Origin of the sequence: Desulfobacter vibrioformis DSM 8776 (genome assembly GCF_000745975.1) — a bacterium.
Classification (GTDB): Bacteria; Desulfobacterota; Desulfobacteria; order Desulfobacterales; family Desulfobacteraceae; genus Desulfobacter; species Desulfobacter vibrioformis.
In genome coordinates, this window is the sequence record NZ_JQKJ01000015.1 from 1 (window position 1) to 24,500 (window position 24,500).

General features: G+C 45.1%; 20 protein-coding genes. 11 read left to right on the top strand and 9 right to left on the bottom strand.

The window, feature by feature from the left end:
* Window positions 1-291 precede the first annotated feature (291 nt).
* The 8 genes from Q366_RS10685 to Q366_RS10720 all read left to right on the top strand — a co-directional run bounded on the left by Q366_RS10685 (window position 292) and on the right by Q366_RS10720 (window position 9,058).
* Window positions 292-1,716, top strand: coding sequence for an ABC transporter ATP-binding protein (locus Q366_RS10685; protein ID WP_245619932.1), 1,425 nt, complete (start codon window positions 292-294; stop codon window positions 1,714-1,716).
* 326 nt (window positions 1,717-2,042) lie between these two features.
* A complete protein-coding gene (locus Q366_RS10690; protein WP_035238790.1) occupies window positions 2,043-2,927 on the top strand; it encodes an acetaldehyde dehydrogenase (acetylating) in 885 nt (294 codons plus the stop codon).
* A complete protein-coding gene (gene dmpG / locus Q366_RS10695) occupies window positions 2,902-3,951 on the top strand; it encodes a 4-hydroxy-2-oxovalerate aldolase (RefSeq protein ID WP_035238792.1) in 1,050 nt (349 codons plus the stop codon). The genes Q366_RS10690 and dmpG overlap by 26 nt, the downstream gene beginning before the upstream one ends.
* A 70-nt stretch (window positions 3,952-4,021) precedes the next feature.
* Entirely contained in the window at window positions 4,022-5,101 is a 1,080-nt protein-coding gene (locus tag Q366_RS10700) for a branched-chain amino acid aminotransferase (RefSeq protein ID WP_342668590.1), read from the top strand.
* A 27-nt stretch (window positions 5,102-5,128) separates the two neighbouring features.
* On the top strand, window positions 5,129-6,022 hold the full coding sequence (locus Q366_RS10705) for a dihydrodipicolinate synthase family protein (RefSeq protein WP_035238795.1): 894 nt from the start codon (window positions 5,129-5,131) through the stop codon (window positions 6,020-6,022).
* 121 nt (window positions 6,023-6,143) lie between these two features.
* Window positions 6,144-6,905: a thioesterase II family protein gene (locus Q366_RS10710; RefSeq protein WP_169742953.1), complete on the top strand. Its 762-nt coding sequence runs from the start codon at window positions 6,144-6,146 to the stop codon at window positions 6,903-6,905.
* Between the two features lie 61 nt (window positions 6,906-6,966).
* Window positions 6,967-7,908 carry a cysteine synthase A gene (cysK, locus tag Q366_RS10715; protein ID WP_035238797.1) on the top strand — a complete coding sequence of 314 codons (942 nt, stop codon included), beginning with the start codon at window positions 6,967-6,969 and terminating at the stop codon, window positions 7,906-7,908.
* Window positions 7,909-8,065: 157 nt separating this feature from the next.
* Window positions 8,066-9,058 carry an Rpn family recombination-promoting nuclease/putative transposase gene (locus Q366_RS10720; RefSeq protein ID WP_035238799.1) on the top strand — a complete coding sequence of 331 codons (993 nt, stop codon included), beginning with the start codon at window positions 8,066-8,068 and terminating at the stop codon, window positions 9,056-9,058.
* A 246-nt stretch (window positions 9,059-9,304) separates the two neighbouring features.
* Here Q366_RS10720 and Q366_RS10725 read toward each other — a convergent pair whose 3' ends face one another.
* The 7 genes from Q366_RS10725 to Q366_RS10755 all read right to left on the bottom strand — a co-directional run bounded on the left by Q366_RS10725 (window position 9,305) and on the right by Q366_RS10755 (window position 16,551).
* A complete protein-coding gene (locus tag Q366_RS10725; protein ID WP_035238801.1) occupies window positions 9,305-9,733 on the bottom strand; it encodes a response regulator in 429 nt (142 codons plus the stop codon).
* A 62-nt stretch (window positions 9,734-9,795) separates the two neighbouring features.
* Complete coding sequence (locus tag Q366_RS10730) at window positions 9,796-10,446, bottom strand: sensor histidine kinase (protein ID WP_035238803.1); 651 nt, start codon at window positions 10,444-10,446, stop codon at window positions 9,796-9,798.
* Window positions 10,443-10,814: a response regulator gene (locus tag Q366_RS10735; RefSeq protein ID WP_035238805.1), complete on the bottom strand. Its 372-nt coding sequence runs from the start codon at window positions 10,812-10,814 to the stop codon at window positions 10,443-10,445. Before Q366_RS10735 ends, Q366_RS10730 begins: the two co-directional genes overlap by 4 nt.
* 3 nt (window positions 10,815-10,817) lie before the next feature.
* Window positions 10,818-12,548: a sensor histidine kinase gene (locus Q366_RS10740; RefSeq protein ID WP_035238807.1), complete on the bottom strand. Its 1,731-nt coding sequence runs from the start codon at window positions 12,546-12,548 to the stop codon at window positions 10,818-10,820.
* Between the two features lie 30 nt (window positions 12,549-12,578).
* Window positions 12,579-13,799 carry a response regulator gene (locus Q366_RS10745; RefSeq protein WP_035238809.1) on the bottom strand — a complete coding sequence of 407 codons (1,221 nt, stop codon included), beginning with the start codon at window positions 13,797-13,799 and terminating at the stop codon, window positions 12,579-12,581.
* Between the two features lie 11 nt (window positions 13,800-13,810).
* A complete protein-coding gene (locus Q366_RS10750) occupies window positions 13,811-15,946 on the bottom strand; it encodes a SulP family inorganic anion transporter (protein WP_035238811.1) in 2,136 nt (711 codons plus the stop codon).
* 26 nt (window positions 15,947-15,972) lie between these two features.
* Window positions 15,973-16,551: a TetR/AcrR family transcriptional regulator gene (locus Q366_RS10755; protein ID WP_035238812.1), complete on the bottom strand. Its 579-nt coding sequence runs from the start codon at window positions 16,549-16,551 to the stop codon at window positions 15,973-15,975.
* A 486-nt stretch (window positions 16,552-17,037) separates the two neighbouring features.
* On the opposite strand from Q366_RS10755, the gene argJ reads away from it, so the two are divergent.
* Together argJ and Q366_RS10765 are read left to right on the top strand one after the other, a co-directional pair.
* Window positions 17,038-18,219, top strand: coding sequence for a bifunctional glutamate N-acetyltransferase/amino-acid acetyltransferase ArgJ (argJ, locus tag Q366_RS10760; protein ID WP_035238814.1), 1,182 nt, complete (start codon window positions 17,038-17,040; stop codon window positions 18,217-18,219).
* Window positions 18,188-18,931 (top strand): pseudouridine synthase, encoded by a 744-nt coding sequence (locus Q366_RS10765; RefSeq protein ID WP_084691788.1) that lies wholly within the window; start codon window positions 18,188-18,190, stop codon window positions 18,929-18,931. The genes argJ and Q366_RS10765 overlap by 32 nt, the downstream gene beginning before the upstream one ends.
* Here the strand turns inward: Q366_RS10765 and Q366_RS10770 are convergent.
* Entirely contained in the window at window positions 18,920-19,930 is a 1,011-nt protein-coding gene (locus Q366_RS10770) for a tryptophan--tRNA ligase (RefSeq protein ID WP_035238816.1), read from the bottom strand. The genes Q366_RS10765 and Q366_RS10770 overlap by 12 nt on opposite strands.
* Window positions 19,931-20,209: 279 nt before the next feature.
* Between Q366_RS10770 and Q366_RS10775 the strand changes: the two genes are divergently transcribed.
* A complete protein-coding gene (locus tag Q366_RS10775; protein WP_035238818.1) occupies window positions 20,210-21,088 on the top strand; it encodes an AAA family ATPase in 879 nt (292 codons plus the stop codon).
* Between the two features lie 70 nt (window positions 21,089-21,158).
* On the opposite strand, the gene Q366_RS10780 is transcribed toward Q366_RS10775, so the two are convergent.
* Window positions 21,159-24,482 carry an AAA family ATPase gene (locus Q366_RS10780; RefSeq protein ID WP_035238820.1) on the bottom strand — a complete coding sequence of 1,108 codons (3,324 nt, stop codon included), beginning with the start codon at window positions 24,480-24,482 and terminating at the stop codon, window positions 21,159-21,161.
* Window positions 24,483-24,500 lie beyond the last annotated feature (18 nt).

Here is a 24,500-nt window from a genome sequence, read left to right on the forward strand (position 1 = left end):
CGTGGTAGAGAAAAACCTGTACCCAAATTGAGTATTGTACGCTGGCGCACACCCTTCTCAGTTCGTTCTGATTCAACCAACCTGTAGGTGTAATACTGGCGGCCATCTTTTCGGCTTTTAATCGTAGTTCTTCGAATATACATGGGGCCACTATATACACATGTCAATGGAAAAATCAACAACTTTATAATTTTATGGCACTACATTGGAGAATATTGAAGGAGCCGCATGCAACACACTTAAAACATTATGAAATAAATTCATAGTGCCATAAAAAATAGGTGAAATTTTATGTTTGTCTTAGAATTTTCGAAAAGATGGGTTAACTCCAGTTTGTCCAGTAATGTCGATGAGAGCGTGATGCTGCTGGGGATGGTGTCAGGCATGCTTATCGAGAACTTTCTCACCCCGGTCGTGGTGATTGTTGGCATGTTTTTTATCGACTGGCAGATGGCGGTGCTGCTGCTGCTGATCATGCCCCTTGCCATTCCTCTGTATCGCAAAAAACGAAAGAGCGGCGCCCATGAAAAAACGGAAATGACCAAGGCCAACAGTGTTCTGGAGTCGGATATCATAGAGTACATTCAGGGCCTTCCTGTTTTACGCGCCACGAATCAGACCGGAAAAAATGCGAAACACCTTCATGAAGGGATTATTCATGTCAGAGATCTTCAACGGGCTTCGGTGTGGGGTACTATTGTCAATCTGGTCATGGGTGACATGCTGATCCTGTTGGCACTTATTATGATCGCCATATGGGGAAGTATTTGGGTCGGCAACGGGACGATGAATATCGCTGTTATCGCCGCGTTGCTTGTCATTGTTTCACGCTTGATGGAGCCGTTATCACTTTTTTTGGCGACGACCTCCGTACTGGATATCATGAATGCCGGCTTTGCGCGTGTCAAAGAGATTCTGAAAACACAACCGCTTGAGGTGATAAGTCCTCAAGGCAAGGCAAATAACTTTGAAATCCGTTTCAGTCATGTGGATTTTACCTACCACGGACAGGAAGAGAAGGCCCTCAAAAAATGCACATTCACGATCCCCGGACAGGCCATGACGGCTGTGGTTGGACCGTCCGGGTCAGGCAAGACAACGATTGCCAGACTGATGATGCGTTATGCTGATCCCCAGGCAGGAGCGGTTTTCATCGGCGGAATCGATATCCGGCAGATAAGCCAGGAAGAGCTTATGAGCTACTTTGCCGTTGTTTTTCAAGATGTATACCTCTTTGATGAAACCATTATTGAGAATATCCGAATGGCTAAATCCGACGCAACGGATGAAGAGGTTATCCAGGCCGCAAAAGCCGCCTGTTGTCACGAGTTTATAAAAGATCTGCCCAATGGATATCATACCACTGTGGGCGATATCGGAGGCAGTCTTTCAGGAGGAGAACGTCAACGAATCAGTATCGCTCGCGCCATCCTGAAAGATGCACCTGTCGTCATTCTGGATGAACCGACTGCAGCCCTTGATACACAAAGTGAGGTCGCCGTACAAAAGGCCATCGACACACTGGTCAAGGATAAAACTATTATTGTTATCGCACATCGTCTCTCTACAATTACAGGTGCGGACCAGATCCTCGTCATTGATGACGGGGAGTTAGTTGAAAAAGGTACCCACTCAGACTTGCTCGAAAAACAAGGTAAATACAATGCGCTATGGCAAGCACAGTTAAGCAGCAAGGAATGGCACATTGGCGAATGATGTTGTTGGAACTTTCTGTATTCCCCTCATCAATGTCATAAAGTTAAGAAACTTTTCAGATTAAAACCACGAAGTTCACGAAGAACACGAAGTTTAGTACTCTAATATCTTCGTGGACTTCGTGGTAAAATAAAATCTCAATGCTTAAGTTTATGGCATTGTCCCCCCCATGGGCCGCAAATCCACAACGAACAACGAAACTAAAGACGCCGACAATGAGGGGCTAAAATGGGCGCCCCCAGGCGCTTCACCCTCTTTTTCCAGGATCTTGTCTCTAGTCTCTTATAAAATTTAATAAAAATCATTACAATTTCGTGAGGTATCTTATGCATGTTGCTATTTTAGGTACAGGCAATATAGGAACGGATCTTTTGATCAAGGTGTTGCGCTCCGAATTCCTTGACTGCTCAATTTTTGCAGGAAGAAATTATAAATCTGCCGGAATGCAGAAAGCCAGAACACTTGATGTCCCATGCTCTGATAAAGGGATAGATTACTTACTAAAAAACAAAGATCAATTTGATCTTGTTTTTGATGCAACTTCGGCAGAATCTCATTTAAAAAATTTATTCTCGCTAAAAAAAATGGGGAAGAAGGTAATAGACCTGACCCCTTCCAACAACGGTATGATGTGTGTTCCTTCCATAAACATCAAAGCGTCTTTAAAACATAAAGAGTCTAATCTGATTACGTGCGGGGGACAGGCCTCCCTTCCGGTTGCCTACTCAATAAGTCAAACCCATGACGATATAGAGTATCTGGAGGTTGTTGTCAGTGCATCTTCGAAAAGTGCCGGTCCAGCCTCAAGAGCCAACGTGGATGAGTACATTACAACTACAGAAAGAGCGCTGAAATATTTTACGGGTGTAAAGAAGGTAAAAACACTGTTGGTTCTTAATCCTGCTGTCCCGGGTGTGGATATGCAAACAACCATTTTTGCAAAGGTAAAAAATCATAATCTGGAAAAACTCAGTTCTTTTTTGGATACAATTGTTAAAGAAGTTCAATCCTATGTGCCAGGATATAGAATTGAAATTGGCCCTATATGGGAAGGAAACCGGATAGTTGTTATCGTCAAAGTTAAAGGGCTTGGGGATTATCTCCCTAAATTTGCAGGCAATCTGGATATTATAAATTGTGCTGCTGTTACGATAGCAGAGGAATATGCAAAGGAGATAAAAGGAAATGAACGAAAAGTTAATTATAAATGATGCAACATTAAGGGATGGCAGCCATGCGCTCCTTCACCAACTGACATCTGAACAGGTGGAATTGTATTGTAACAAGATTGATAAGTCGGGGGTGGATATTGTTGAAGTCGGTCACGGGAATGGACTTGGGGCCTCTTCTTTACAGGTTGGAGAATCTTTAACTCCGGACAGAGTACTTCTTCAGGCAGCCAGAAAAAGCCTCAAAAATTCAAAGTTGGGGGTTTTTGTTGTTCCTGGCTTTGCTACCATTGAAAAAGATCTGAAACCCGCCATTGATATTGGGGCGGATGTTTTTAGAATCGTCTCACATTGCACGGAGGCAGATACAACAGAACCTCATATAAAATTCTGTAAAAAAAATGGTAAAACCGTTTTTGGTGTGTTGTTGATGTGTCACATGCTGGAGGCAGAACCTCTTTGTCAAGAGGCATTAAAAATGCAGGATTATGGAGCTGAAGGTATTATTTTGATGGATTCTGCGGGATATTCTCTACCCGAGGACGTCAAAACAAAAGTTTCATATTTGGTTGAGAATTTGTCTGTTCCTGTTGGTTTTCACGCGCATAATAATCTAGGGATGGCAATTGCAAACTCTTTGGAGGCAGTAAAATCCGGGGCATTAATAATTGATGCAACTGCAAGGGGTTTTGGCGCTGGAGCAGGAAATGCCCAAATTGAAGCTCTTGCTGCTGTTTTTCAACGCAGAAAAGAAATAAATAGCAGTCTGAATTTGTACGAATTATTAGACGCTGCTGATATCGCTGAAAAATTTATTATCAATAGCATGCCGCATACCAGCTCAATCAATATTGCCAGCGGTCTGGCCGGTGTGTTCTCAGGTTTTGAAAAACATGTTGTAAGAATTTCTGAAGAATTTGAGGTTGATCCCAAAGATATCTTTTTTGAATTAGGCAAACGAAAAATTCTTGCGGGGCAGGAAGATATGATAATTAATGTGGCAAATGATCTCGCAAAAGACAGACAGAGTAAAAATGATTGTTTTTATATAACAGCCACAGGCTGATCTGATTTTTCACCCAAACCGTCACACAACAACACATGAAAGTGATTTAACAATTTATTGGGACTTTCATATGGAACTGGAAGGCATTATGGAGATAAAAGTAATAAAAAAAAATCCTATAGGTAAGAAACCCGATGGTTCAACTCTGGGTTTTGGTAATATTTTTACAGATCATATGTTTAACCTTGACTATAACCCTGAAAAAGGTTGGCACAATGCCAGAATTGAACCTTTTCAAAAATTTGAATTTTCTCCGGCAACTATGGTCCTGCACTATGGGCAGGCGATATTTGAGGGACTAAAAGCATATAAAAATGATAAAAAAGATATCCTTCTTTTCAGGGTAAAAGATAATTTCAAACGACTTAACAACTCTGCAAAAGGACTGTGTATTCCTGAACTTGACAGCGACTTTCTTATAAAAGCGTTGCACAAACTTCTAAAGCTTGAAAAAGACTGGGTTCCCGAAGCTCCGGGAACATCACTTTATATAAGGCCTGCGATAATTGCCACAGATCCTTCTATTGATTTAAGACCATCTGAAACTTACAGATATTTTGTCATACTCTCTCCTGTCGGCGCATATTATGAAGGCTTTAAACCTGTTAACATATGGGTTTCTAAAGATTATACAAGGGCTATTCCCGGAGGTGTGGGGGAGTTTAAGACAGCCGGCAATTATGCTGCAAGTTTATTTGCAGCAACAGAGGCGGCAGAAAACGGCTATAACCAGGTACTCTGGCTTGATGCGGTCGAGAAAAAATATATAGAAGAGGTCGGGTCTATGAATATATTTTTTGTTATAGGTGATGAGATAGTAACCCCCAAGCTTACCGGAAGTATTCTTCCCGGCATAACAAGGTCCTCGGTTATTGATCTTTCAAACAACTGGGGCTTTAAAATATCCGAGCGCAGGATCTCCATAGATGAAATTCTGGAAGCGCACGACAGCGGCGATCTTAAAGAAGTTTTTGGTTCAGGGACCGGCGTTGGTATTTCCCCTGTCGGAAAAATAGGCCTTGATGACACAGAGCTGACTATAAACGGGAATAAACCCGGTGAGCTGGCTGTAAAATTCGATGAGGAACTTACCGGAATCAAGCTTGGAAACCGTGAAGATAAATTCAACTGGGTGACCCCAGTTCTATGAAACGGTTTTAAAATAAAGGAATCTATCATGCCAAAAAAAATTTATGGGAGTCAGTGTGTTTTGCTGACACCTTTGAACGAAGATGAAACTATTGATAAACAGAGCACAAAAAGACTTATTGATTATGTTATTACCAACGGAGTTCATGGTGTTCTGGCCCAGAGTACCACCGGCGAGGCTTTTTTATTTGACACAGATGAGAGAAAAACATGTCTTGATTTAGCCCTGGAATACGTTGATGGCCGTACGCCAGTTGGCTTTACCGTTGAATCCCCCTCCACTGCAATTTCGGTGGATTTGGCAAAATACGCTGAAAAAGCTGGTGCTGACTATCTTTTTACAACGGCACCTTATCGGGTTCCGCATACGGGTGCTGGTATATATGAACATTTTAAAGCGATCAATGATGCCGTTAACCTGCCAATTTTAATATATGACGGCGGGGCTGGCATTGAGTTTGGGTTGGATCTTTATGCAAAAATAAGTGAAAATCTGCAAAATATAAAATATTCTAAAATATTTGTGGAGAAGCCGGGAAAAATACCTATGATAACAGAGGCTACCCAGGGAAAGATCATTCCGTGGGCAGGACATGACCGATGCTTTTATCAGATGCTTTTGTATGGTGCTTCCGGTATGACTTCTGCCTGCAGCTGCATTGTGCCTGGCGAAATCACAAATATAGTTGATTATATTCAGGCCGGTGAAATTGAAAAAGCCCGTGAAATATACCTGAAAACAGTTTGCCCTTTAACTAATATTGCTGTGTACAGCGTATTGGATTTTATAGCCTGTTATAAAATGGCCTTGTATTTCATGGGAATTATTACAACACCAACTGTCCGCAAACCGTTGATGCCATTGAATTCAACCATGCAAACCGAAATTCGTGAGGCTTTAAAGTTTATTGGTAAGCTTTAAAGCAGAGATCTTTCACTGCACTCAATTCTGAAAAAATATTTCCAACACTCCTGCAGTATATGAAAGAGTGGTCGCAACATTTGGGTTTAACCCTGAATCAAAATAGGAGAAGAGCATGTATATGTCTAAGGTAGTTGGAGATGTTCGGGAAACTCCCGCTTTGATGGTGTATAAAAATAATAGGACGATCCTGCGGCTGTTTTGTTTTCCCTACGCCGGAGGCGGTGCCGCAGCTTTTAGAATGTGGCCGGCGTTTTTACCGGATACCGTGGAAGTGTGCGGAGTTCAGCCGCCGGGCAGGGAAAACCGCATCGGCGAAGCACCCATTGCCGATGTTCATGATCTGGTGGCCCGGCTTTTACCGTCGTTGGCACCATGGTTTGACAAGCCTTTTGTTTTTTACGGCCACAGCACAGGGGGGCTGGTTGCCTTTGAGATGATCCGGGAACTGCGCCGGCAGCAAATGCCCCTTCCCCTCCATCTGGTTGTCTCGGGGGCAAGGGCTCCCCATATTCCCGAACCTTCTCCTTTGCACAATTTGCCAAGAGAGGCGTTCATACAGCAATTGCGCCGGTTTTCCGGTACGCCTGAGACTGTGCTGGAAAACAGTGAACTTATGGAAATCTATATACCCATTCTCAGAGCGGACCTTGCCATTGAGGAGAAGTATACCCTAAAAAAGGAAGCACCCATGAATATACCGATAACTGCCATTTACGGTATTGAGGATGATGAGGCCCCCAAGTCAGTTATGGCACCATGGAAACGATATACCACGGATTCCTTTGAATTGATCGGCCTGCAAGGCGGGCATTTTTTCATCAATACCGCCCGGTCGGCTTTTTTATCCTGCCTTTCCCGGATAACAGATTTTTTTCAGTAAATTGTGCAGTCGGCACTTAAAATATAAATGTATCCTTTTTAAAAGTGGAGGTAATTTTAAAATGAATTCAAACGAAATTTTGAATCAGATAGGAGCGACCCCCATGTTTCGGATCGGGCTTGGGGGAAATGACGACATGAACATTTACGCAAAAGCAGAATACCTGAATCCGGGAGGTTCAATCAAAGATCGCGTTGCGCTTTTTATTATCGAACAGGCTGAAAAAAAGGGCAGATTAAAAAAAGGAATGTCCATCGTAGAAGCAACCAGCGGAAATACAGGCATTGCAGTGGCCATGGTTGGTTTGGTCAAAGGGTATGATGTCAGGATCATCATGCCGGAAAATATGAGTGATGAGAGAAAAAAAATGATCCGGGCTCTGAATGCTGAATTAATTTTAACGCCTCCTGAAAAAAATGTGGCAGGCGCTGTTGAAAAGCTTAAAGAGATTATGGCTGAAGATGACAACATTTTTGTCCCTGACCAGTTTGAAAATCATGACAACAGTATGTCCCATTATCTCTCCACAGGTCCTGAGATATGGAAAAACATGAACGGCCATGTGGATATTTTTGTGTCAGGCCTTGGCAGCGGCGGCACACTCATGGGAACAGGGAAATACCTGAAGGAAAAGAATCCTGAAATCATGATTGTTGCGGTTGAGCCGAAAAATGCCTCTGCACTTCTGGGCCATGAACCGGGACTCCACAAAATAGAAGGCATAGGCGATGGATTTGTTCCCTCCATTGTGGATACCAGTCTGATCGACAATGTCATTGAAGTTGACGATGACAGCGCGGTGGAAATGACCCGCTGGCTTGCAAGTAAGCAAGGCTTCCTCGTAGGAATTTCTTCCGGTGCCAACGTATGTGCAGCCCTTGAAATGCGGCATCTGTTTGGAAAGGATAAAAATATCGCCACCATTTTCCCCGACGGCGCGGAAAGGTATTTCAGCACAGCCCTTTTTGCTGACCGGCACCGGAAACTGGCAGTTGCTATATAGGGTGTATATAAAGGCTATTTGTTTTTATTTCGAATTGTTATTGGTCCGACCCTATGACGACTCTATGCCTTCTGTTAACGCTCTCGAGAACCGTTCCAAAGTCAGTTTAAACAGATTATATCTTGTGGCTCCTTATCCGCCATGGTAAAAATCCAGCATGGAAAATATAGAAAACAAACTGCATCATTCCCATGACAAGCTGTTCCGCGAAACCTGGAGCGATCGGGACAATGCCAGATCATTTTTAGAAAATTACCTACCAGCACATGTCATTGAGATTGTACGGCTGGACACCCTTGAAATCTGCAAGGACTCATTTATTGAAAAGGATCTGAAAAATTTTTATTCTGACATGCTTTATAAAGTCAGAATAAAGGAGGCAACAGGGTATATATACTTTCTTTTTGAACATAAAAGCTATTTGGACAGACTGATTCATCTCCAACTCCTTGAGTATATGATCAAAATCTGGCGACTCGGGTTTAAACAGTCCAAAGCCCGAAAATTGCCCATTGTAATCCCTTTGGTTTTATATCACGGCACCCCAAAATGGACGGTGGACAGACGCTTTTCATCTCTTTTTGAGGGGCCGGTTGACAAGCTCGCAGGCTACACCCCGGATTTTGAGTTTATTCTGTATGATTTGAGTCAATATACAGACGATCAGATCAAGGGAACAATAATGGCCAAGGTGGCCATGCTGTTGCTCAAACACATATTTGAACCGGACATAGCAGATTTTTTGCCCAATATTTTTATGCTGTTAAAGGATTTGTCCGAACAGGAAACAGGATTGCAATATTTTGAATCCCTGATAAAATATGTATTCAGCAACGTTGAAGATATTACAACAGAAAAATTTCATATTCTCGTATCAAATACGTTGTCTGAGGAAAAAGGAGGTATCATCATGACATTGGCTGAAAAATTAATAAAGGAAGGACATGCTCAGGGGCTTGAGCAGGGGCTTGAATTGGCCCGGGAGGGCATTGAACTGGCAGTGAATATTAAGTTTGGTGACGGCGAAGACTGCAAAACGATTATAACAAAAATCAGAACGATTCAGGATATCAACCTTTTGAGAGCTTTGAAGGGTAAAATTATGTCAGCAAAATCGGTTCCTGAACTGATACAATCTATTGATAATTAGGATGCTTAAATCTCCTTTCAAGAGCGCCTTGCCGGGAGGCGCTCTTCCGGCAAAGCGCTCCTGAAGCATAGGGTCTTTGTTCTTGACAATTCAGCCTCAACACTCTCAAATAACAGTCTTGACATGGGGTCCACTTCAACAGTCCTTGTTTGAATCCAAACGAAAAGGGATAAAGGCCGGTCTTCACGCCTTTATCCCTTTTTTTGTCCGTTGAATAAATCAACCAAACGCCTGAGTCTTAAGGTGCTACCATCCGCGGGTTTCCATAATATCCCGGATTCTTTCCTCTGTTTTTTTCTCCACCAGGATCATCTTTTTGGCCTGGGCTTTTTTGATCTTTTCTGTCAGGGTCGTCATGTCAGCCGGCTTTTCAAGCAGATCCATGGCACCCAGCTTCATGGCCTCTATTCCTTTTTCAACCGTGGCATGTCCGGTTAAAAGAATGACCTGAAGTTCGGGATTTTTCTTTTTCAGAATTTTTAAAGTTTCGATACCATCCATTTCCGGCATCTGCAGATCAAGAACCACCACGTCAAAGGTATGTTCTTCAACGCTTTGCAGGCCTTCAATGGCGGAACTCGAAGTACTCACCGTCATTCCCCGGTTCGTCATCCTCTCTGCCAGGGCTTGTGTGAACTCCTGTTCGTCATCTATGATTAAAACTTTTTCAGTCATTGCCGGGGTCTCCTTTTAACTAGTTGATATTAAAGAAGCTGTTATCTATTAAAAATATTTTTTTATTTGCCAAATACCAGGTCAACCCTGGTGTGCTGATCATCTAATACAATTTCTGCCTGGAACAGATCCAGTGCCAGACCGCTTGTCTGCCAGCCAGAATCCGATACAAAAGGCTGTTCGCACTGAAAACTTAAACAAATCCGGCTTTTCTCATCTTTCATAGAGGATATATTGAGAACGGCACCTGATGCAAGGGTTTCCGTTGCATTTTCTAAAATTGACCAGATCAGAGACAATAAAAAGAAAAGTGATCCGTTGACATAAAATTTGCCTGCAGCCCCGGTATGATTCACCTTGATGCCTTTGTTGGCAATGATCCTGGCACCAAGGGCAAGGGCAAGGGTAACCGCCTCATCCAGGTCTATCTGCTGTTCGGGCTTGTCCATACTGTGGGAAAAGGTACTAAGGGATTTTACGATACCATCAGCCCGGCCGATCTGCTTTTCAATGCGCTGGACAATCCCTGAAAAACGCTCGATATCGGGTGGAACGCCATTTTTTTGGGCCATCATAAGATGATCGGACATCAGTCCTGTATTTTCGTTCATGATGGCCAGGCAGTTTTTAATATCATGGGAGATGGTTGCCCCCATCCGGCCGAAATAGGCCGGGCCGTATTGATCTGTAATTTCCTGAACCGTGTGTTTCAAGGTTTTCCTCCATTGTGCATAACCTGGTTAAGCTTTTCAATCAGACTGTCAATTTCCACAGGTTTAACAAGATAAAAAGCCTCTCCGGTCTGGGAACACCCTTCATGGTAGCATTCTTCAGACCCGTGGCCGGTCATGAAAATAAATTTGAGTTCAGGAGATATGGCCTCCATCCGCTCCTTGAGCTCAAAGCCGTTCATCTCCGGCATCTGAACATCCAGTACCGCAATGTCATAGCTTTGTTCTGACAGCATGGCAACGGCATCATTGGGCGTGACAGCCCAGTGTGCATCAATGCCTCTGTACCCAAGGCGTTCTGCCAGGGTAGAAACCAGTTCCTTCTCATCGTCGACCAGAAGTATCTGCATAGTTCACCCTTCTTTCTGTGTTGTGGTTGTGGGCAGATAGATTATAAATGTGGTGCCCTCATTAATTTTGCTTTTTGCTTCAATCCGCCCGCCCAGTTCCTGGACAAGGCCATAGGTGATGGATAATCCTAAACCGGTACCGCCCTGATTGGTCTTTGTGGAAAAAAACGGTTCAAAAATGTGATTGAGATTTTCAGGGGGAATACCACACCCACTATCACTTATATTAAGGCGGACAAATGGTTCGTCCGTTTTTTGTGCGCTGATGGACAGCCTGCCGTCCCGGGGCATGGCAGCAAATGCGTTATTAATTATGTTTAAAAAAATCTGCTGCAGTTTACCCGGGTTGCCAATGACCTGGGGCAGGGTATCTGGCACATCAATATCAATAAAAATATTTTTTAACTGAGCCTCTTTTACCAGAAAAACCAGCACCTCATCAAGGACAGTTTTAAGGGTTAAGGGCACGGGAACGGTCTGGGTCTGGCGGCCGAAACTGAGCAGTTGACGTGTGATCCTGCTGCATCGCTTCACCGAAGCAAGGATCACATCCACAATCTCAAGAAGTCTTGGATCTCTTTTCAACTCCTGCTTGAAATAGACCATATCTTTTATGAGTCCTGCCTTTTCATTAATAATGGCCAGAGGATTGTTGATTTCATGGGCCACGCCTGCGGCAAGCCGGCCGATGGAAGCCATCTTGTTTTCATATTCAGCCATATGAAAATATTTATGACGATTACGGTCTAAAATTTTCAAACGCCGGACAAAATATCCGGTTACGGCCCAGATCCATAAAAGAATGACAGATATGCTGATGCCCAGATACTTGATCAATGCCACCTGGCTGTCATGCCAGGGGGACATGATGACCTGTTTGGATTTCAGCACCACCAGGATAAAGGACGTATTGGGTATGTGCCTGAACGCTGCGATCATATCCTGTCCATTTTCCAGGGTAATGGTCATGGTCCGGGTCTGGGCCATGGCCGGGGGTAAGGCAATGTTTGTTTTTTCAAGCACATCCCCGAAATAGTGTGAAGGTGTTTGAAGCACGCCCTTTGCATTGATTAAAAAGGCATCCCCGTTGCCCGATGTTTTGACTTCGGATAAAATTTTGGGCAACTGGTGCTCAATGGTGGCCCGGATTATGAAATAGGTATTATCCGGGGCCATATGACGCAGGGCAATGGAAATATGGGGAACATTTCTGAATCCCAGAAACACATCACTCACAGAAGTTCCATGGGATATGGTGTCCTTAAACCATTGCTGATCCTTGTAATTTTTACCTGCAAGGCCATGGGGGCCTGCATAGGCACGTTGAACACCGGTGGCGTCAATAATGCCGATATCGGTAAATCCCCCAAAGCTTTGGTGCAAAAAATCTAAAATGTTTGCCAGTTGCTGTGTGTTCCCAAGCTGCTCAAAGGAATTGAACCGCACCACGTAGCTTAATGCATTTTTGCGCTCATCTAAAAAAAAGGAAAGTGAACGCCAGGTATTGGAGGCCAGGCGGGAAGCCCTGGCCTCGGCATCATTTTCCAGAGACCGCCGGGTCAGGTTATAATCCAGGACGGCAAAAAAAATAACAGGCATAATGGCAAATGCGGCGGTCAGCACAAAGGAGATCAGCCATATCCTCTGATAATTAAGGAACTCCCCTTTAAGCAGTTTGGTACCTGGGCCTGTGCTGTCTGCTTTTTTTTCTGTATTATTGGTTTCCAGCACCATAATGATTATCCTGTCCCTGCAATTTTTCAGTTAGTTTTGTTCTTTGTGCCGGATCTTTTCATTGGCAGCCTTCAAATTCCGGCTTAACTCTTCTATATCCACAGGTTTCTGAAGATAGGCAAAGGCCCCAAGCTTCATGCAGATCTCCCTGTCAGCCTCCGAGCCATGGCCTGTTAGAATGATGACTTCAATTTGGGGCCTGGATGCCTTGACCTTTTTAAGCACTTCAATACCGTCAATACCCGGCATTTTTAAATCCAGGATCATCACATCCGGTTCATCCGCTTCCATCAGGTTCAACGCAGATTCTCCATCATAGGCAATGGCAGATCCCACGTCCCGCATCTGCAGCCTTTCGGAAAGTGTCTGCACAAATTCACGCTCGTCATCCACTAGAAGAACCTTTGACGGTACCTGAAAATCGAACCTGCGATAGATATCTGCCTGGTAAAAACCTTTTCCGATCCGGGTTTCAACGGACGAAACCCCTTGAACCTGTTGTACTATTTTTTTAAGCTCTTCTTCAAGTCTTCCCAAAAGAAGAACATTGGTATTGATGGTCAATGTAACCAGCCCGTCCCGGGCTGTGACGCCCACAGCATGGCCTTCCTTGGACAATGCCACTTCCACCCGGGCGGCCAGGGCAAAATCATCGGCAGCCTTTCTTGATGCCTTGGTGGGCTGAATCACTTCATTTTTTAAATTTTCAAGAATCAGGGACACGGCTTCATCTTTGGCCATCTTGTCCGTGGGCAGAATCATGTCGTAAAGGGAAGCATCCCATGGATCGGTAATTTTATAAAGCGTATTAGACCATGCACTGTAAGATTCGTCATTTTTTGATATCAGGCTGACAGCATCTTTTTCACTTAAGTTATGAGATTTCATGGCCTGTTCAATTCGAAATGCCTTGTCTGCAATCAGGCAGATTCTTAATACGTGGCTTATGGATGCAGGGATCAAAAGGCTTGTAAATCCTTCAATCACGCAATCGTCCAGGGACATGCATTCAGCCATGGCAAGGCGCAGGTAAGCAATGGCGCGCTCTTTTTCATGGGTGAACTTATTGAACACCGATGTTTTTTCAAGGAAAGACCGGGCAATTTTATTTTCGGGCATTCCGGACAGCCGGCTGGCCGAGGCCACCAGATCATTGTCTGACAGCAGTTTAAATCCGCTTTGATCAATAACATCTGAAATGATTGATTTTTTGCCGCAATATGAACCGCTGAAAAATGTCAGTATAGACATGGATATCTCCTTTATTTAGTTGATTGGGTTCCCAGGCAGTTTACGAGTAATGGGCACTGATTTTCCTTGGTATTAACATGGGTCTGTGCATGAACAATTGACAGTGCTTTTTCCATGGTGGGGTAAATATTGTGAACCCCGATCTCTTCAAGCAGGTGCGTACGTGCAAGTACCTTGTAAACCGCATCATTGACACCGCTTAACGATACGCCGTATCCGGCGCTTCTTAACCGCTGGATAATAAGGGCCAGCGTTTCCTGGCCCGAGGCATCTATGTCGTTGACACCGTTGCAGGCGATAATAAAATGTCTTAGATCGGATTCTTTCTGAATCCGGTTGTTTATTTCATCTTCAAGGTAGCTGGCATTGGCAAAAAACAGCGGACCTTCAAAGCGGATCAATTCAATGTGTTCACATGTGGCAAGCTCATGGACACAGGAGTCTTTTAAGGAATGATCCTCGCCCCGGGACAGAGAACTGATTCTGGGGCGCATGCATTTATACAGAAACACGCCCAAAGACAGGCCCACGCCAATGTAGATGCCATTTTCCAGATGAGGTGCCACAGCCAGGGTGACAACAAAGGTAATAATGGAAATCAGGCCGTCATACCACTGTGCTTTCCAGGCATGAACAAAACCGGAAATGTTCACAAGCCCGATAACCGCCATCATGATAACCGAAGCAAGGACTGCCTGGGGCAGATGGTAAAGCAGGGGGGTAAAAAACAGCAAAGCAATGATGACCACAAGACTTGTAATGACACTGGAAAGACCGGAAACCGCGCCGGCCTGAAGATTCACAGCACTTCTGGAAAAAGAACCGGATACCGGATAACTTTTGCCAAAAGACCCCAGGATATTGGAAAGGCCCTGGCCGATAAGCTCCTGGTTGGGATCAAGCCGCTGTCCGGTTTTGGCTGCCATGGCCTTGGCAATGGCAATGGCTTCCATGAAACCGAGCAGGGAGATGATAACGGCATAGGGCAAAAGCTGCAGGAACACGGGAATGGTAATTGGCGGTATGCCAAGTTTTGGCAGTCCTTTGGGGACCTCACCCACCACGGCCCCGCCACCGGTCAACAGCAAAGATTGTGTATTCAGGATTTTATTACCCACCCGGATACGGTATACCCGGCCATCCACCCTGGCATCGGGCATCTGCCCCTCTTTGGGGTAAAACAGAACCCCTTTATTTGTGTCCTCAACCGCGCTGAACTTCATTTCCCGAAGCCGGGTACGAATCTGAGACGCCTGGCTTTTGGCAGCATTTATTTTAGCTGTAAATACCCTGGACTGATAGTCGAGATCCAGCCGGTCAAGGGGAGAAGCATCATGGCTGCTTTCTATTTTGGATGTAAGCTTTGTGCGTTCAATACTTAACGCGGCAATGGATTCAACAGCATGGTTAAACGATTGAATATCTTCCTGAACCGGCTTATCCATGATCTGGTCAATGGCCACAGAGGCATTATGCTGGAATCCGGTGGCCCAGGAAATGATCGTGGTGAAGGCAACCGCCACAAGCACGTAAGGGATTCTTGGATTCAGGCGTTTCAACACCACCATGATGGCAATGGATAAAAGCCCCATGGCAAGGGTGGGCAGATGGGTGTAATGAAAGGCACTTTCAATCACCCGGATAATGGTTTCATAGTGGTGATGGGCCTTGTCCACATATACGCCGAACAGTTTGGACAGCTGGGAGGTGGCAATGATAATTGCTGCCGCGTTGGTAAACCCGTTAACAACAGGATGGGACAGAAAATTAACAATCAGGCCCAGGCGCAGAATCCCGAGCAGCAGCTGGAATACCCCCACGGTCAAAGCCAGGATAATTGCATAGGCAATAAAGGCTTCACTTCCGGCTGATGCCAAAGGTTCAAGACTTGCTGCGGTCATCAAAGAGACCACAGCCACAGGACCGGTTGCCAGCTGGCGGCTGGATCCGAACAAAGAAGCGATCATGGGGGGCAGAAATGCCGCATAAAGGCCGTAGTAGGCCGGCAGGCCAGCCAACTGGGCATAGGCCATGGACTGGGGAATAAGTACCAGGGCCACAGTAAGCCCGGCCACAAAATCGATTCTGAATTTGGCCAGGGAGTAATCCTTGAACCACTCTATGAACGGCAGTATTTTGGTTAACATGTCGAACACCTTTCTAAGTTGATTGTCTAAGTCTTTAGTATGCGTTTGCAGGCGCTTACCAATTCATTGAACAGTGCATTGGCATTATATAGATTGTACGTTTTAAACCTGACAACCCCGTCCACCATGGAAAAGATAATCAGGGCGATTTTCCTGGCAGGCAGCAGATCTATGGATCCGTCTTTCTGCCCCATTTCGATGCCGTCTTCATAGATTGAAACAAGACAATCGTAAATGGCTTCCAGATAATTGCGGCATTCCGGTACAGCCTCTGCCATCTGGTAGGGGTAGTACCGGTGCAAAAGGAGAAATTCGTTTTCCATTTTGCCGGCTAAAAATAAGTGAAAGGATACCGCACGTTCAATCATGCCCATGCCGCTGTCAAAATGCTGATTTCCCATATAGGCGTCAAATTCTTCCAGAATCATTTTTTTGGTTTTTTCAAGAACCGCTAAAAACAATTTTTCTTTGGTTTTGAAATGATAAAAAATGGTTCCTTCCGCCACATTGATCATTTTTGCCAGATCAGCGGTGGAGGTTTCTTTGAACCCGTTTTTGGAAAACAGCACAGTGGCCGCCTGCAGTATGGCATCTTTTTTTGACATAACACCTCTAAAATTTGAGTGACTACTCATTTTATTTGAGTGTATACTCAGTTGACCTGCTCGTGTCAAATAAATTTTAACCATTTTCTAATTTTTTTTAAGCGCGTTGATGACATGCAACACGTTGAAACATCAGCAAATTATGCATTTAAATGACGAAATTCTCTTAAAATTCAAGCGTTTCAATGTGCAATGAAGGTGTTTCAAAGTACAACAAATTGTTGACATTCGGGTGGGGTTTTAAGTTTTAAGTTTTATGTTTTAGGAAATTCCTGTTCAATTAAGAACGAGATTTTATGTGCTTGACATAAAAATCGGGCTCAAAAAGAACATAAATGGCTGCCAATGAATAAGACCGCTAAAAAATCCATGTTTACACAGGGGTGAAACCCAATTATAATCAGCGCTCAAATTTTCAGAATGGGTTTGAATTCAATGTGATAAAGTTAAGATGTTTCATGATAAAAAAATAAAAAGGAAACAAAAATGAAAGGCTTTAAATTTGCCGGAATCCGTGCCGGGATCAAAAAAAGCAAAGCCAGGGATCTCGGGCTGATTTATGCTGAAAAGCCTGTTTTTGCCGCCGCATTGTTTACGCGGAACCAGGTGGTTGCCGCCCCTGTTATTCTTGGCAGGAAAATTATGGAAAAGGGCCTGCTCCAGGCCGTGCTGGTCAATTCAGGTAATGCCAACTGCTTTACCGGCGAACAGGGGGTGGCCGATGCAAAACAATGCGTTGAACTTGTGGCCAAAGCCCTTAACATTGATCCTGACCATGTTATTGCCTCTTCCACCGGGGTGATCGGCGCGCCGCTGCCCATGGACAAATTTGAGACAGGGATCCCCGAAGCTGTGGCGTGCCTTGATTCTGGTACCCTTGAAGATTTTGCCAAAGCCATACTCACCACAGATACCTGCACCAAAATTGTATCCTGTCAGGGAAAAACCATCACATCCGGGGATGAAAAAAGCTTTACCATTACAGGGGTAGCCAAAGGTTCCGGTATGATCAGGCCGGACATGGCCACCATGCTGGCCTATGTATTTACCGATGCAGATATTTCAAGCAGCCTGCTCAAACAGGCTTTGACCCATGCCGCCTCCCGCTCCTTTAACCGGATTACGGTTGACGGAGATACCAGCACCAATGACACCCTCGTGTGTATGGCTAACGGGGCCGGGCAGGCAGTGATCGACAATGATGGCGCCTTTGGGGCCTTCCAGGCTGTTTTAGATGAGGTTTGCTATGCGCTTGCCAAAATGATTGTCAAAGACGGGGAGGGTGCCACAAAGCTTGCTTCAATCACGGTCCAGGGGGCACTGACCCGGCAGGATGCGTTTGCAGCGGCCGAAGCCATTGCCCATTCCCCCCTTGTCAAAACCGCCATTTACGGCCAGGACCCCAACTGGGGCCGGATCACGGCGGCAGCCGGAAGATCCGGGGCCACGGTGGACCAGAATAAAATGGATTTGTATTTTGATGATGTCCTGCTGGTTCAAAACGGACAGTGGCAGGGCAAAGCGTCGGAAAAGAAAGCTGCGGACATCATGAAGCAGGATGAAATCAGCATTGTTTTGGATCTCAATCTCGGAGACGGCCAGGACCAGTTCCTGTTCTGCGACTTCAGTGAAAACTATGTCAAAATCAACGCAGATTACAGATCCTGAAACAGCCCAGGGTATCCGCCTGCAGAAAATTTTAGCCCATTGCGGGGTTTGTTCGCGCAGGAAGGCCGAGACGCTTATCCTTGACGGCAGGGTCACTGTGAACGGAAGCGTTGTAAACTCGCTTGGCACACGGGGTGATCCGGCAAAGGACCGCATCTGTGTTGACGGTAAATCTGTTCAATTCAATAAAAATGAAGACGTCAGCCATACCTATATTGCCGTAAACAAACCCAAAGGGGTGGTTACAACCTGTGCCCAGAAAAATGCAAAAATTATCCTGGACCTTGTGCCGGTAAAAAAAAGAGTCTATCCCGTGGGGCGGCTGGATAAAGATTCAGTGGGTCTTGTTTTGCTGACAGATGACGGTGACCTGCACAACCGGTTATCCCATCCCTCCCATGACCATGAAAAAGAGTATCTGGTGTTTACGGTACAGCCTGTCAGTGACCCGGATCTTTCTGCCATGGCCCAGGGCATGGTTATAGACGGAAAAAAAACCCGGCAGGCCAGGGTCTGCAGGGTTTCTGAAAACGGATTTAAAATTGTTTTAAAGCAGGGGTTAAACCGCCAGATCAGGAAAATGGTGGGCAAAACCGGCAATCAGGTGGCCATGCTCAAACGGATTCGCATGGCCAATATCCACCTTGGCAGTCTGCCCCCGGGCAAGTGGCGATATCTCACCGAAAAAGAGGTGAAAAAACTAACACAGTGATTGAATACCAACACTCTTTCTAACTTTATCCAGGAAGGGTACGGAATATTCCCTGGCCCGAACCGCCCCTTTTTTCAAAATATCTTCAATCTCTTTGGGATTCGCCATCAGCTCTTGGTACCGCTGTCTGGGTTCCTTTAAAATATCATTGATGTATTCAAACAACTCCTGTTTCATGGTCCCCCAGGCAATGCCCTCCCTGTACCGCCGGGCCAGGTCTTTTGTCTGTTCCTGTGTGGCAAAGGCCCGGTAAATTGAAAACAGGGTACAAGTATCAGGATCTTTGGGTTCATCGGGCCCCAGGGAATTGGTCTGGATCTTCATGATCATTTTGCGCAGCCGCTTTTCCGTATCAAACAGCGGAATAAAGTTGTTGTAGCTTTTGCTCATTTTGCGTCCGTCAAGGCCTGAAAGCACGGCTGCGGTTTCATCCACAACCACCTCGGGCAGCACAAATAACTCCGTGTACATATGATTGAATCTTGCGGCAATATCCCTTGTCATTTCAAGGTGCTGGATCTGATCCTTGCCCACGGGCACCTTGGCGGCATTGAACATGAGAATGTCTGCTGCCATGAGAATGGGATAGGAAAAAAGGCCCATGGTGACGCCCTGGTCCGGATCTTTTCTCTCCTGTTCCTCGTTTTCCTGGACAGCCGCCTTGTATGCATGGGCACGGTTCATCAGTCCCTTGGCCGTTGAACAGGTCAGAATCCAGGTAAGTTCCGGAATTTCCGGAATATCAGACTGCCGGTAAAATACACAATTATTGTAATCCAACCCCAGGGCAATCCAGGCCGCTGCAATTTCAAGGGTGGATACCTTTCGTTTTTCCGGATCATGATTTTTTATCAGGGAGTGGTAATCTGCCAGAAAATAATAGGAGGTCAGGTCCGGATTTTTGCTGGATTCAACAGCCGGACGGATGGCACCCACATAATTGCCAAGGTGGGGCGTGCCCGAGGTGGTAATACCGGTTAAAAAGTCTGCGTTTTTCATTTATATTCCTAAAGAATGAATTAGTGTTATGCAAAAAATGGAATTACCAGAATCTTATCTTTTTTTCAAGCCACGCCTTTATTGGATATTAATTTAATCGGCGCTTGAAATCAGAGGGAATGAATTTCAACCTCGAGACATTTTTTTTTAATTGCTTTGTGATGGGCCGCCTGATATTTTTTCTGTTCATAAAGCCTCTGTGGTGTTTTTTTTGTATGTTTGGTTGCTTGAAAGTACAATGTTTATTAATAATTAAAATTGCTTATGGAATAAAAGTCTATGAAACATGATTCTGAAGGAGAAATTCCGCTGATTTTCTTAATCGGCCCTCCCGGATCTGGAAAAAGCAGCCTAGGCAAAAAAGCATGTCAAAATCTTGAGTTGCGGTTTGTCGATTTGTCCAGTCCCGAAATTAACGACCAATCGTTGTTGTCGCAAAAGGAAATCCTTACGGAGGTTATTAAGAAACAATCTGCGGATGTAATCGCTCTGCCTTGGTCACTTCAAGAAGACAAAAAAGTACAAAAATTAGCCCGACGTTCCGGGGTGTTGTTACTTTTATGGGCGCATCCGCTTGATATGCAGGCCCGGTCAGGTCATCCGGATCTTCTTTTTACCCCTTCGCCAAGAATCAAAACCAAGGGTGGCTTTGGGCGTAACGGCACTGGATGTCGTGAATTTCGCAAATTGGATAATGTTGCCGATGAAGTCCTGATATTGGTAGGCAGTTCTTTTGATGAGGCAGTTGATAAACTCAAGGAGTATATTTTCAGTATTGGTGAGGAAAGCTCAGGGACTCCCATGGTTCGTGCCAAATTGAGTCATTTGGTAGATGATTGGCACCAGGATTATGACATCAGTAAAGATATCGTCAATATTATTGTGGATGCCATGGCTCGTTATATACTTTATCTTCGATCTGATGGAAAATCATCTCGTACGCTTTCGGGTGTTTATAGCGATTTGGAAGCCGCCGGTATGTTGGTCATAGGCTACGACTATCCCACGCAAGCAAAGGCGAAAGAAATACTCAATTTTTTTTCTGAGCCACCTTGGACGATTGAATTTAAAAGAAAATTTTCCGATTCGCCCAATGACATCGCCCGATATGAACGCAACTTAAAGGGATTTGCCCGTTTCCTGAAAAATACTAAATAAAATTAGTAAGTTGAAATATGATTGTACCGTATTTTCAAAAAAACTTCCGGGCCGAACATTGGGGATTCCCTTAATTTGTTTTAATATAGGTTTGAAATATTTTTTCATGGGAAATATATTTTTCCCGGCCAGGATCCTGGAGATAAAACCCGATGGCGTTGACCCGTTTGAGAATTTCGTTTTCGGCCCGTATTCTCATCATCTTTTTGGTCTGGATAATATTTTCTTTCAGATTATCCGTGTTTTCAGCGTCATAGTATCTTTCCGTCTTGTATTTTATTCTCTTTTCAATTAAGTCTTCGCGCATCTTATTATGGGCCTCATCCAGGAACAGAACCTCTGGCATGAGGTCGGCAAAATGGGTTACGGCAATAATATCCTTGTCACGCTGCCAGTAGCCGATAAGAAATTCAGGCTCAAGATCCTCATAGTTCTGCAGCGGCATGTACATCCGCCTAAGATACAGCAGCACTTTTTCCGTTTTTTTCCGATGCCCGCCGATGATAACCGAACCGCCGATTTCGTCCTTTTTAACCCCTTTGGTCCAGGGGGCCCCGGTGATGCCAAAGTCAATGCAAAGGGGAATCTGAAGCAAGACCGACATGGTGTTCAGGGCCAGGGCATACCCTGCTGACGGTCCGCCCACGTTGTAAGATGCGGATAACAGCTGGTGATGGATGGAATACCGCTGGAGGAAATCCCCGAACAGCCAGGGGATGCTGATATCCGGGCACAGGTTCTGGATATAGTTTTTCACCATGGTCAGGGCCTCCTGGGCCGACTGATTGGTCATTTTTACGGCCATGTCCATCTGGGCGGTCTGGGCCGAAGGCGTGGCCACGGCCCCGGTTACAATGATCGGCGCGTTTTCAACCCTGCCGGTCAGGCTGGTGGCAATGGGCAACAGCATTCCGGTCATGTCATTGGCTCCCACGCCAATAATAAAACCGACCTGGGGTTCCTGGCTCAGTTCGGTTTGTAAAAATTCGTTGAGCTGGATGGATCCTTTGCGCGTGGGACTTTGGGAAATTTCCCTTCTGGCGGATTCCAGGTGGGCCACAACAATGGGATAATCCTGTTCCCGGGTAATATGGTTCACACTTTCCAGGATCTTGTCGTAATGCTCCACAAAATTTTTCAGATCGTTTTTGATTTTGGATTTGATCAGGGGCGGGGCTTTAAGGGCATCAAGAATCCCCAGGACGGTTTTGAAATTAAGTTTGACAAAGTTATATTTTTCATCCCGGGTTGAGGATTTGAGATCCCGAAGTTTGAGCAGCACTTTAAACTCGGTGCTGCAAAGGGCAATGGCCTTTTGGGTAAATGATGTGTAGTCTGCCGGGGTATTGCAGATCCCCTGGGCTGTCTCTATAATTTTTTCCACCTCAAATTTTCGTTGGTGGGGAACATGTTCAAACTGCTTTTTGATGATTTCAAAAACATCCTTTTGCCGCATGTGTCCTGATATTTCAAGCGTTTTCAATCTTTTAGACCGGATCAGGGCAGGGTCCAGGATATCCAGACGGTTGGTGGTTAAGACGGTAAATACCTTATTCAAAGGGATTTCTCCGTCAATGATATTTAAAAATTTGTTGGTCAGGGCATCCGAAGGGTGGCCTCCGGTAGCGCTTCGTTTGGGGGCAAGCGCATCTCCCTCGTCAAAAAAGATCACCGTGGGGGCGATCATTTTTGCGATATCATACACTTTTTCAAGATTGGATACGGCGCCGTGCACAGGACTTGACGGATCCTGGAGAGCCGAGGGGCTTGTTGCAATATCATGGACCTGGGGATTGGAAGAAAGCCAGGTTCTGACCAGATAGGTTTTACCCGATCCCGGCGGGCCTGTGAGGACCACGCCTTTGTCTTCGCTGACCCCGTAATGAAAACAGTTGTTGGCCATCTCGGAGAACTTATCCTTGATATCGCCCACATACGCCTCCCAGTTCAGGTTCCGGTCCATCTGGTCAACCACTTTGTCGTAAAGTTCGCCATACACATTTTTGGCCACCAGCTGGAAAGCCTGCCGGATCAGGACGGCATCATCCAGAAATTGAAGGACAAAATCCCCCTGTATGTTGATGATTGATTCAATGAGCTTTCTAACGTAAGCCGGGGTAATTTTCAGGCTTCTTTCCCTGAAAATGGCATAAATTTTATCTGCGGCATGGTCCAGTTGTTCCGAGTCCGGCTTAAATCTGGTGGGAATCTGGTAGCGCCGGATTTCAAGGATGATGATTTTTTTTAAGTTTTCCCGGTTCATCCAGTATTTTGAAATGTCGATGATCACGCCTTTTTCAACAAATCTGCGGTAGATGGCCGCGTCAAACCGGTGGGTCTGGTCACTGGTGGCAATAATAAAGCAGTCCCGTCTTCCGTCAATGATTTCGTCCAGGATAATGTTGGAGGTGTCAATCAGGGTCCTTTGCTGTTTTTCCACGCCATCACTTCCGCCTCCGGACCCGGACCCTGATTTTCCAAATGCCGAATGGGCCTCTTCAATGTGCCGGATTGACGTGACCCTGGGATGGCCCATGGCCCGCTTAAAATAGTTGCCCGGTTCTCCTGACAGGGCGGTCTGGTAATCATTGGGCGTGATAACGGACATGTCCACTAAAATACCTAACTCTTCAAAATCCGTCAGATTGTTCATGATCCGTTTTCTAAAGATCCGTTTAAGAATGGGGATTTTTGCCAGACGCAGATAAAAGTCGGTTTTCTTTTTTTTTGCGATCTGCATGGCAAACTCAGGGTCCACATCCTCAAGCTGGGTAAACAGGCTGTATTCACCTAAAATTTCGTTCTTCTTTTTTCGCCAGTCCACCGTGGGAATCACTTCGTTTCTAAATACCACTTTTTCAAGGGCTTCTCTTGCCGTAGCGCTTTTCCCCGAACCCGAAGTCCCTTCAATGAGCACGATGGGGGCTTTAGGAACATCCGGGTCTTCCAGGTGTTCTTTTCTGATATGAGCTTTGTAAATTTTTTCAAAGATTGTTTCTAACTCCACGGGGACATGAAGGTCGGTCAGTTCTCTGTCCAGAACTGCGATAAGGTAATGGTATTCAGCCTTTGAAAGTTCTTTTTCAATGATCCTGTTCCAGGAGGCCGCAGGATTGGTTTCCCCTGAATATAAAAATCTTTTTTTCCAGTCTGTCAGAATCTGGGGGTTATTGAGGACATTCATCCGTTTTTGTTTTCTTTTCATGAAAAAGGCAAAAAAGAAAAAATTTTTCAGCAAAGAGACCAAAGCGTTGGGCGGTCTGTACTGGTTGAGCCGGGACCTGACAAAGGCCTTGGTGTCATAGGTCCAGGTTTCCACCATGGATTCAATTTTATGAATGGCCTCTTCGGGCAGGGCAATATATTTTTTTTCTTTGGTATGTCGTTTGGCCATTTATTCATCCTTACGCAT

What these genes read in the sequence shown, in the direction of transcription:
- Q366_RS10685 (WP_245619932.1), top strand. Translation starts at nt 292, where the DNA reads ATGTTTGTCTTAGAATTTTCGAAAAGATGGGTTAACTCCAGTTTGTCC.
- Q366_RS10690 (WP_035238790.1), top strand. Translation starts at nt 2,043, where the DNA reads ATGCATGTTGCTATTTTAGGTACAGGCAATATAGGAACGGATCTTTTG.
- dmpG (WP_035238792.1), top strand. Translation starts at nt 2,902, where the DNA reads ATGAACGAAAAGTTAATTATAAATGATGCAACATTAAGGGATGGCAGC.
- Q366_RS10700 (WP_342668590.1), top strand. Translation starts at nt 4,022, where the DNA reads ATGGAACTGGAAGGCATTATGGAGATAAAAGTAATAAAAAAAAATCCT.
- Q366_RS10705 (WP_035238795.1), top strand. Translation starts at nt 5,129, where the DNA reads ATGCCAAAAAAAATTTATGGGAGTCAGTGTGTTTTGCTGACACCTTTG.
- Q366_RS10710 (WP_169742953.1), top strand. Translation starts at nt 6,144, where the DNA reads ATGTCTAAGGTAGTTGGAGATGTTCGGGAAACTCCCGCTTTGATGGTG.
- cysK (WP_035238797.1), top strand. Translation starts at nt 6,967, where the DNA reads ATGAATTCAAACGAAATTTTGAATCAGATAGGAGCGACCCCCATGTTT.
- Q366_RS10720 (WP_035238799.1), top strand. Translation starts at nt 8,066, where the DNA reads ATGGAAAATATAGAAAACAAACTGCATCATTCCCATGACAAGCTGTTC.
- Q366_RS10725 (WP_035238801.1), bottom strand. Translation starts at nt 9,733, where the DNA reads ATGACTGAAAAAGTTTTAATCATAGATGACGAACAGGAGTTCACACAA.
- Q366_RS10735 (WP_035238805.1), bottom strand. Translation starts at nt 10,814, where the DNA reads ATGCAGATACTTCTGGTCGACGATGAGAAGGAACTGGTTTCTACCCTG.
- Q366_RS10740 (WP_035238807.1), bottom strand. Translation starts at nt 12,548, where the DNA reads ATGGTGCTGGAAACCAATAATACAGAAAAAAAAGCAGACAGCACAGGC.
- Q366_RS10745 (WP_035238809.1), bottom strand. Translation starts at nt 13,799, where the DNA reads ATGTCTATACTGACATTTTTCAGCGGTTCATATTGCGGCAAAAAATCA.
- Q366_RS10750 (WP_035238811.1), bottom strand. Translation starts at nt 15,946, where the DNA reads ATGTTAACCAAAATACTGCCGTTCATAGAGTGGTTCAAGGATTACTCC.
- Q366_RS10755 (WP_035238812.1), bottom strand. Translation starts at nt 16,551, where the DNA reads ATGTCAAAAAAAGATGCCATACTGCAGGCGGCCACTGTGCTGTTTTCC.
- argJ (WP_035238814.1), top strand. Translation starts at nt 17,038, where the DNA reads ATGAAAGGCTTTAAATTTGCCGGAATCCGTGCCGGGATCAAAAAAAGC.
- Q366_RS10765 (WP_084691788.1), top strand. Translation starts at nt 18,188, where the DNA reads ATGTCAAAATCAACGCAGATTACAGATCCTGAAACAGCCCAGGGTATC.
- Q366_RS10770 (WP_035238816.1), bottom strand. Translation starts at nt 19,930, where the DNA reads ATGAAAAACGCAGACTTTTTAACCGGTATTACCACCTCGGGCACGCCC.
- Q366_RS10775 (WP_035238818.1), top strand. Translation starts at nt 20,210, where the DNA reads ATGAAACATGATTCTGAAGGAGAAATTCCGCTGATTTTCTTAATCGGC.
- Q366_RS10780 (WP_035238820.1), bottom strand. Translation starts at nt 24,482, where the DNA reads ATGGCCAAACGACATACCAAAGAAAAAAAATATATTGCCCTGCCCGAA.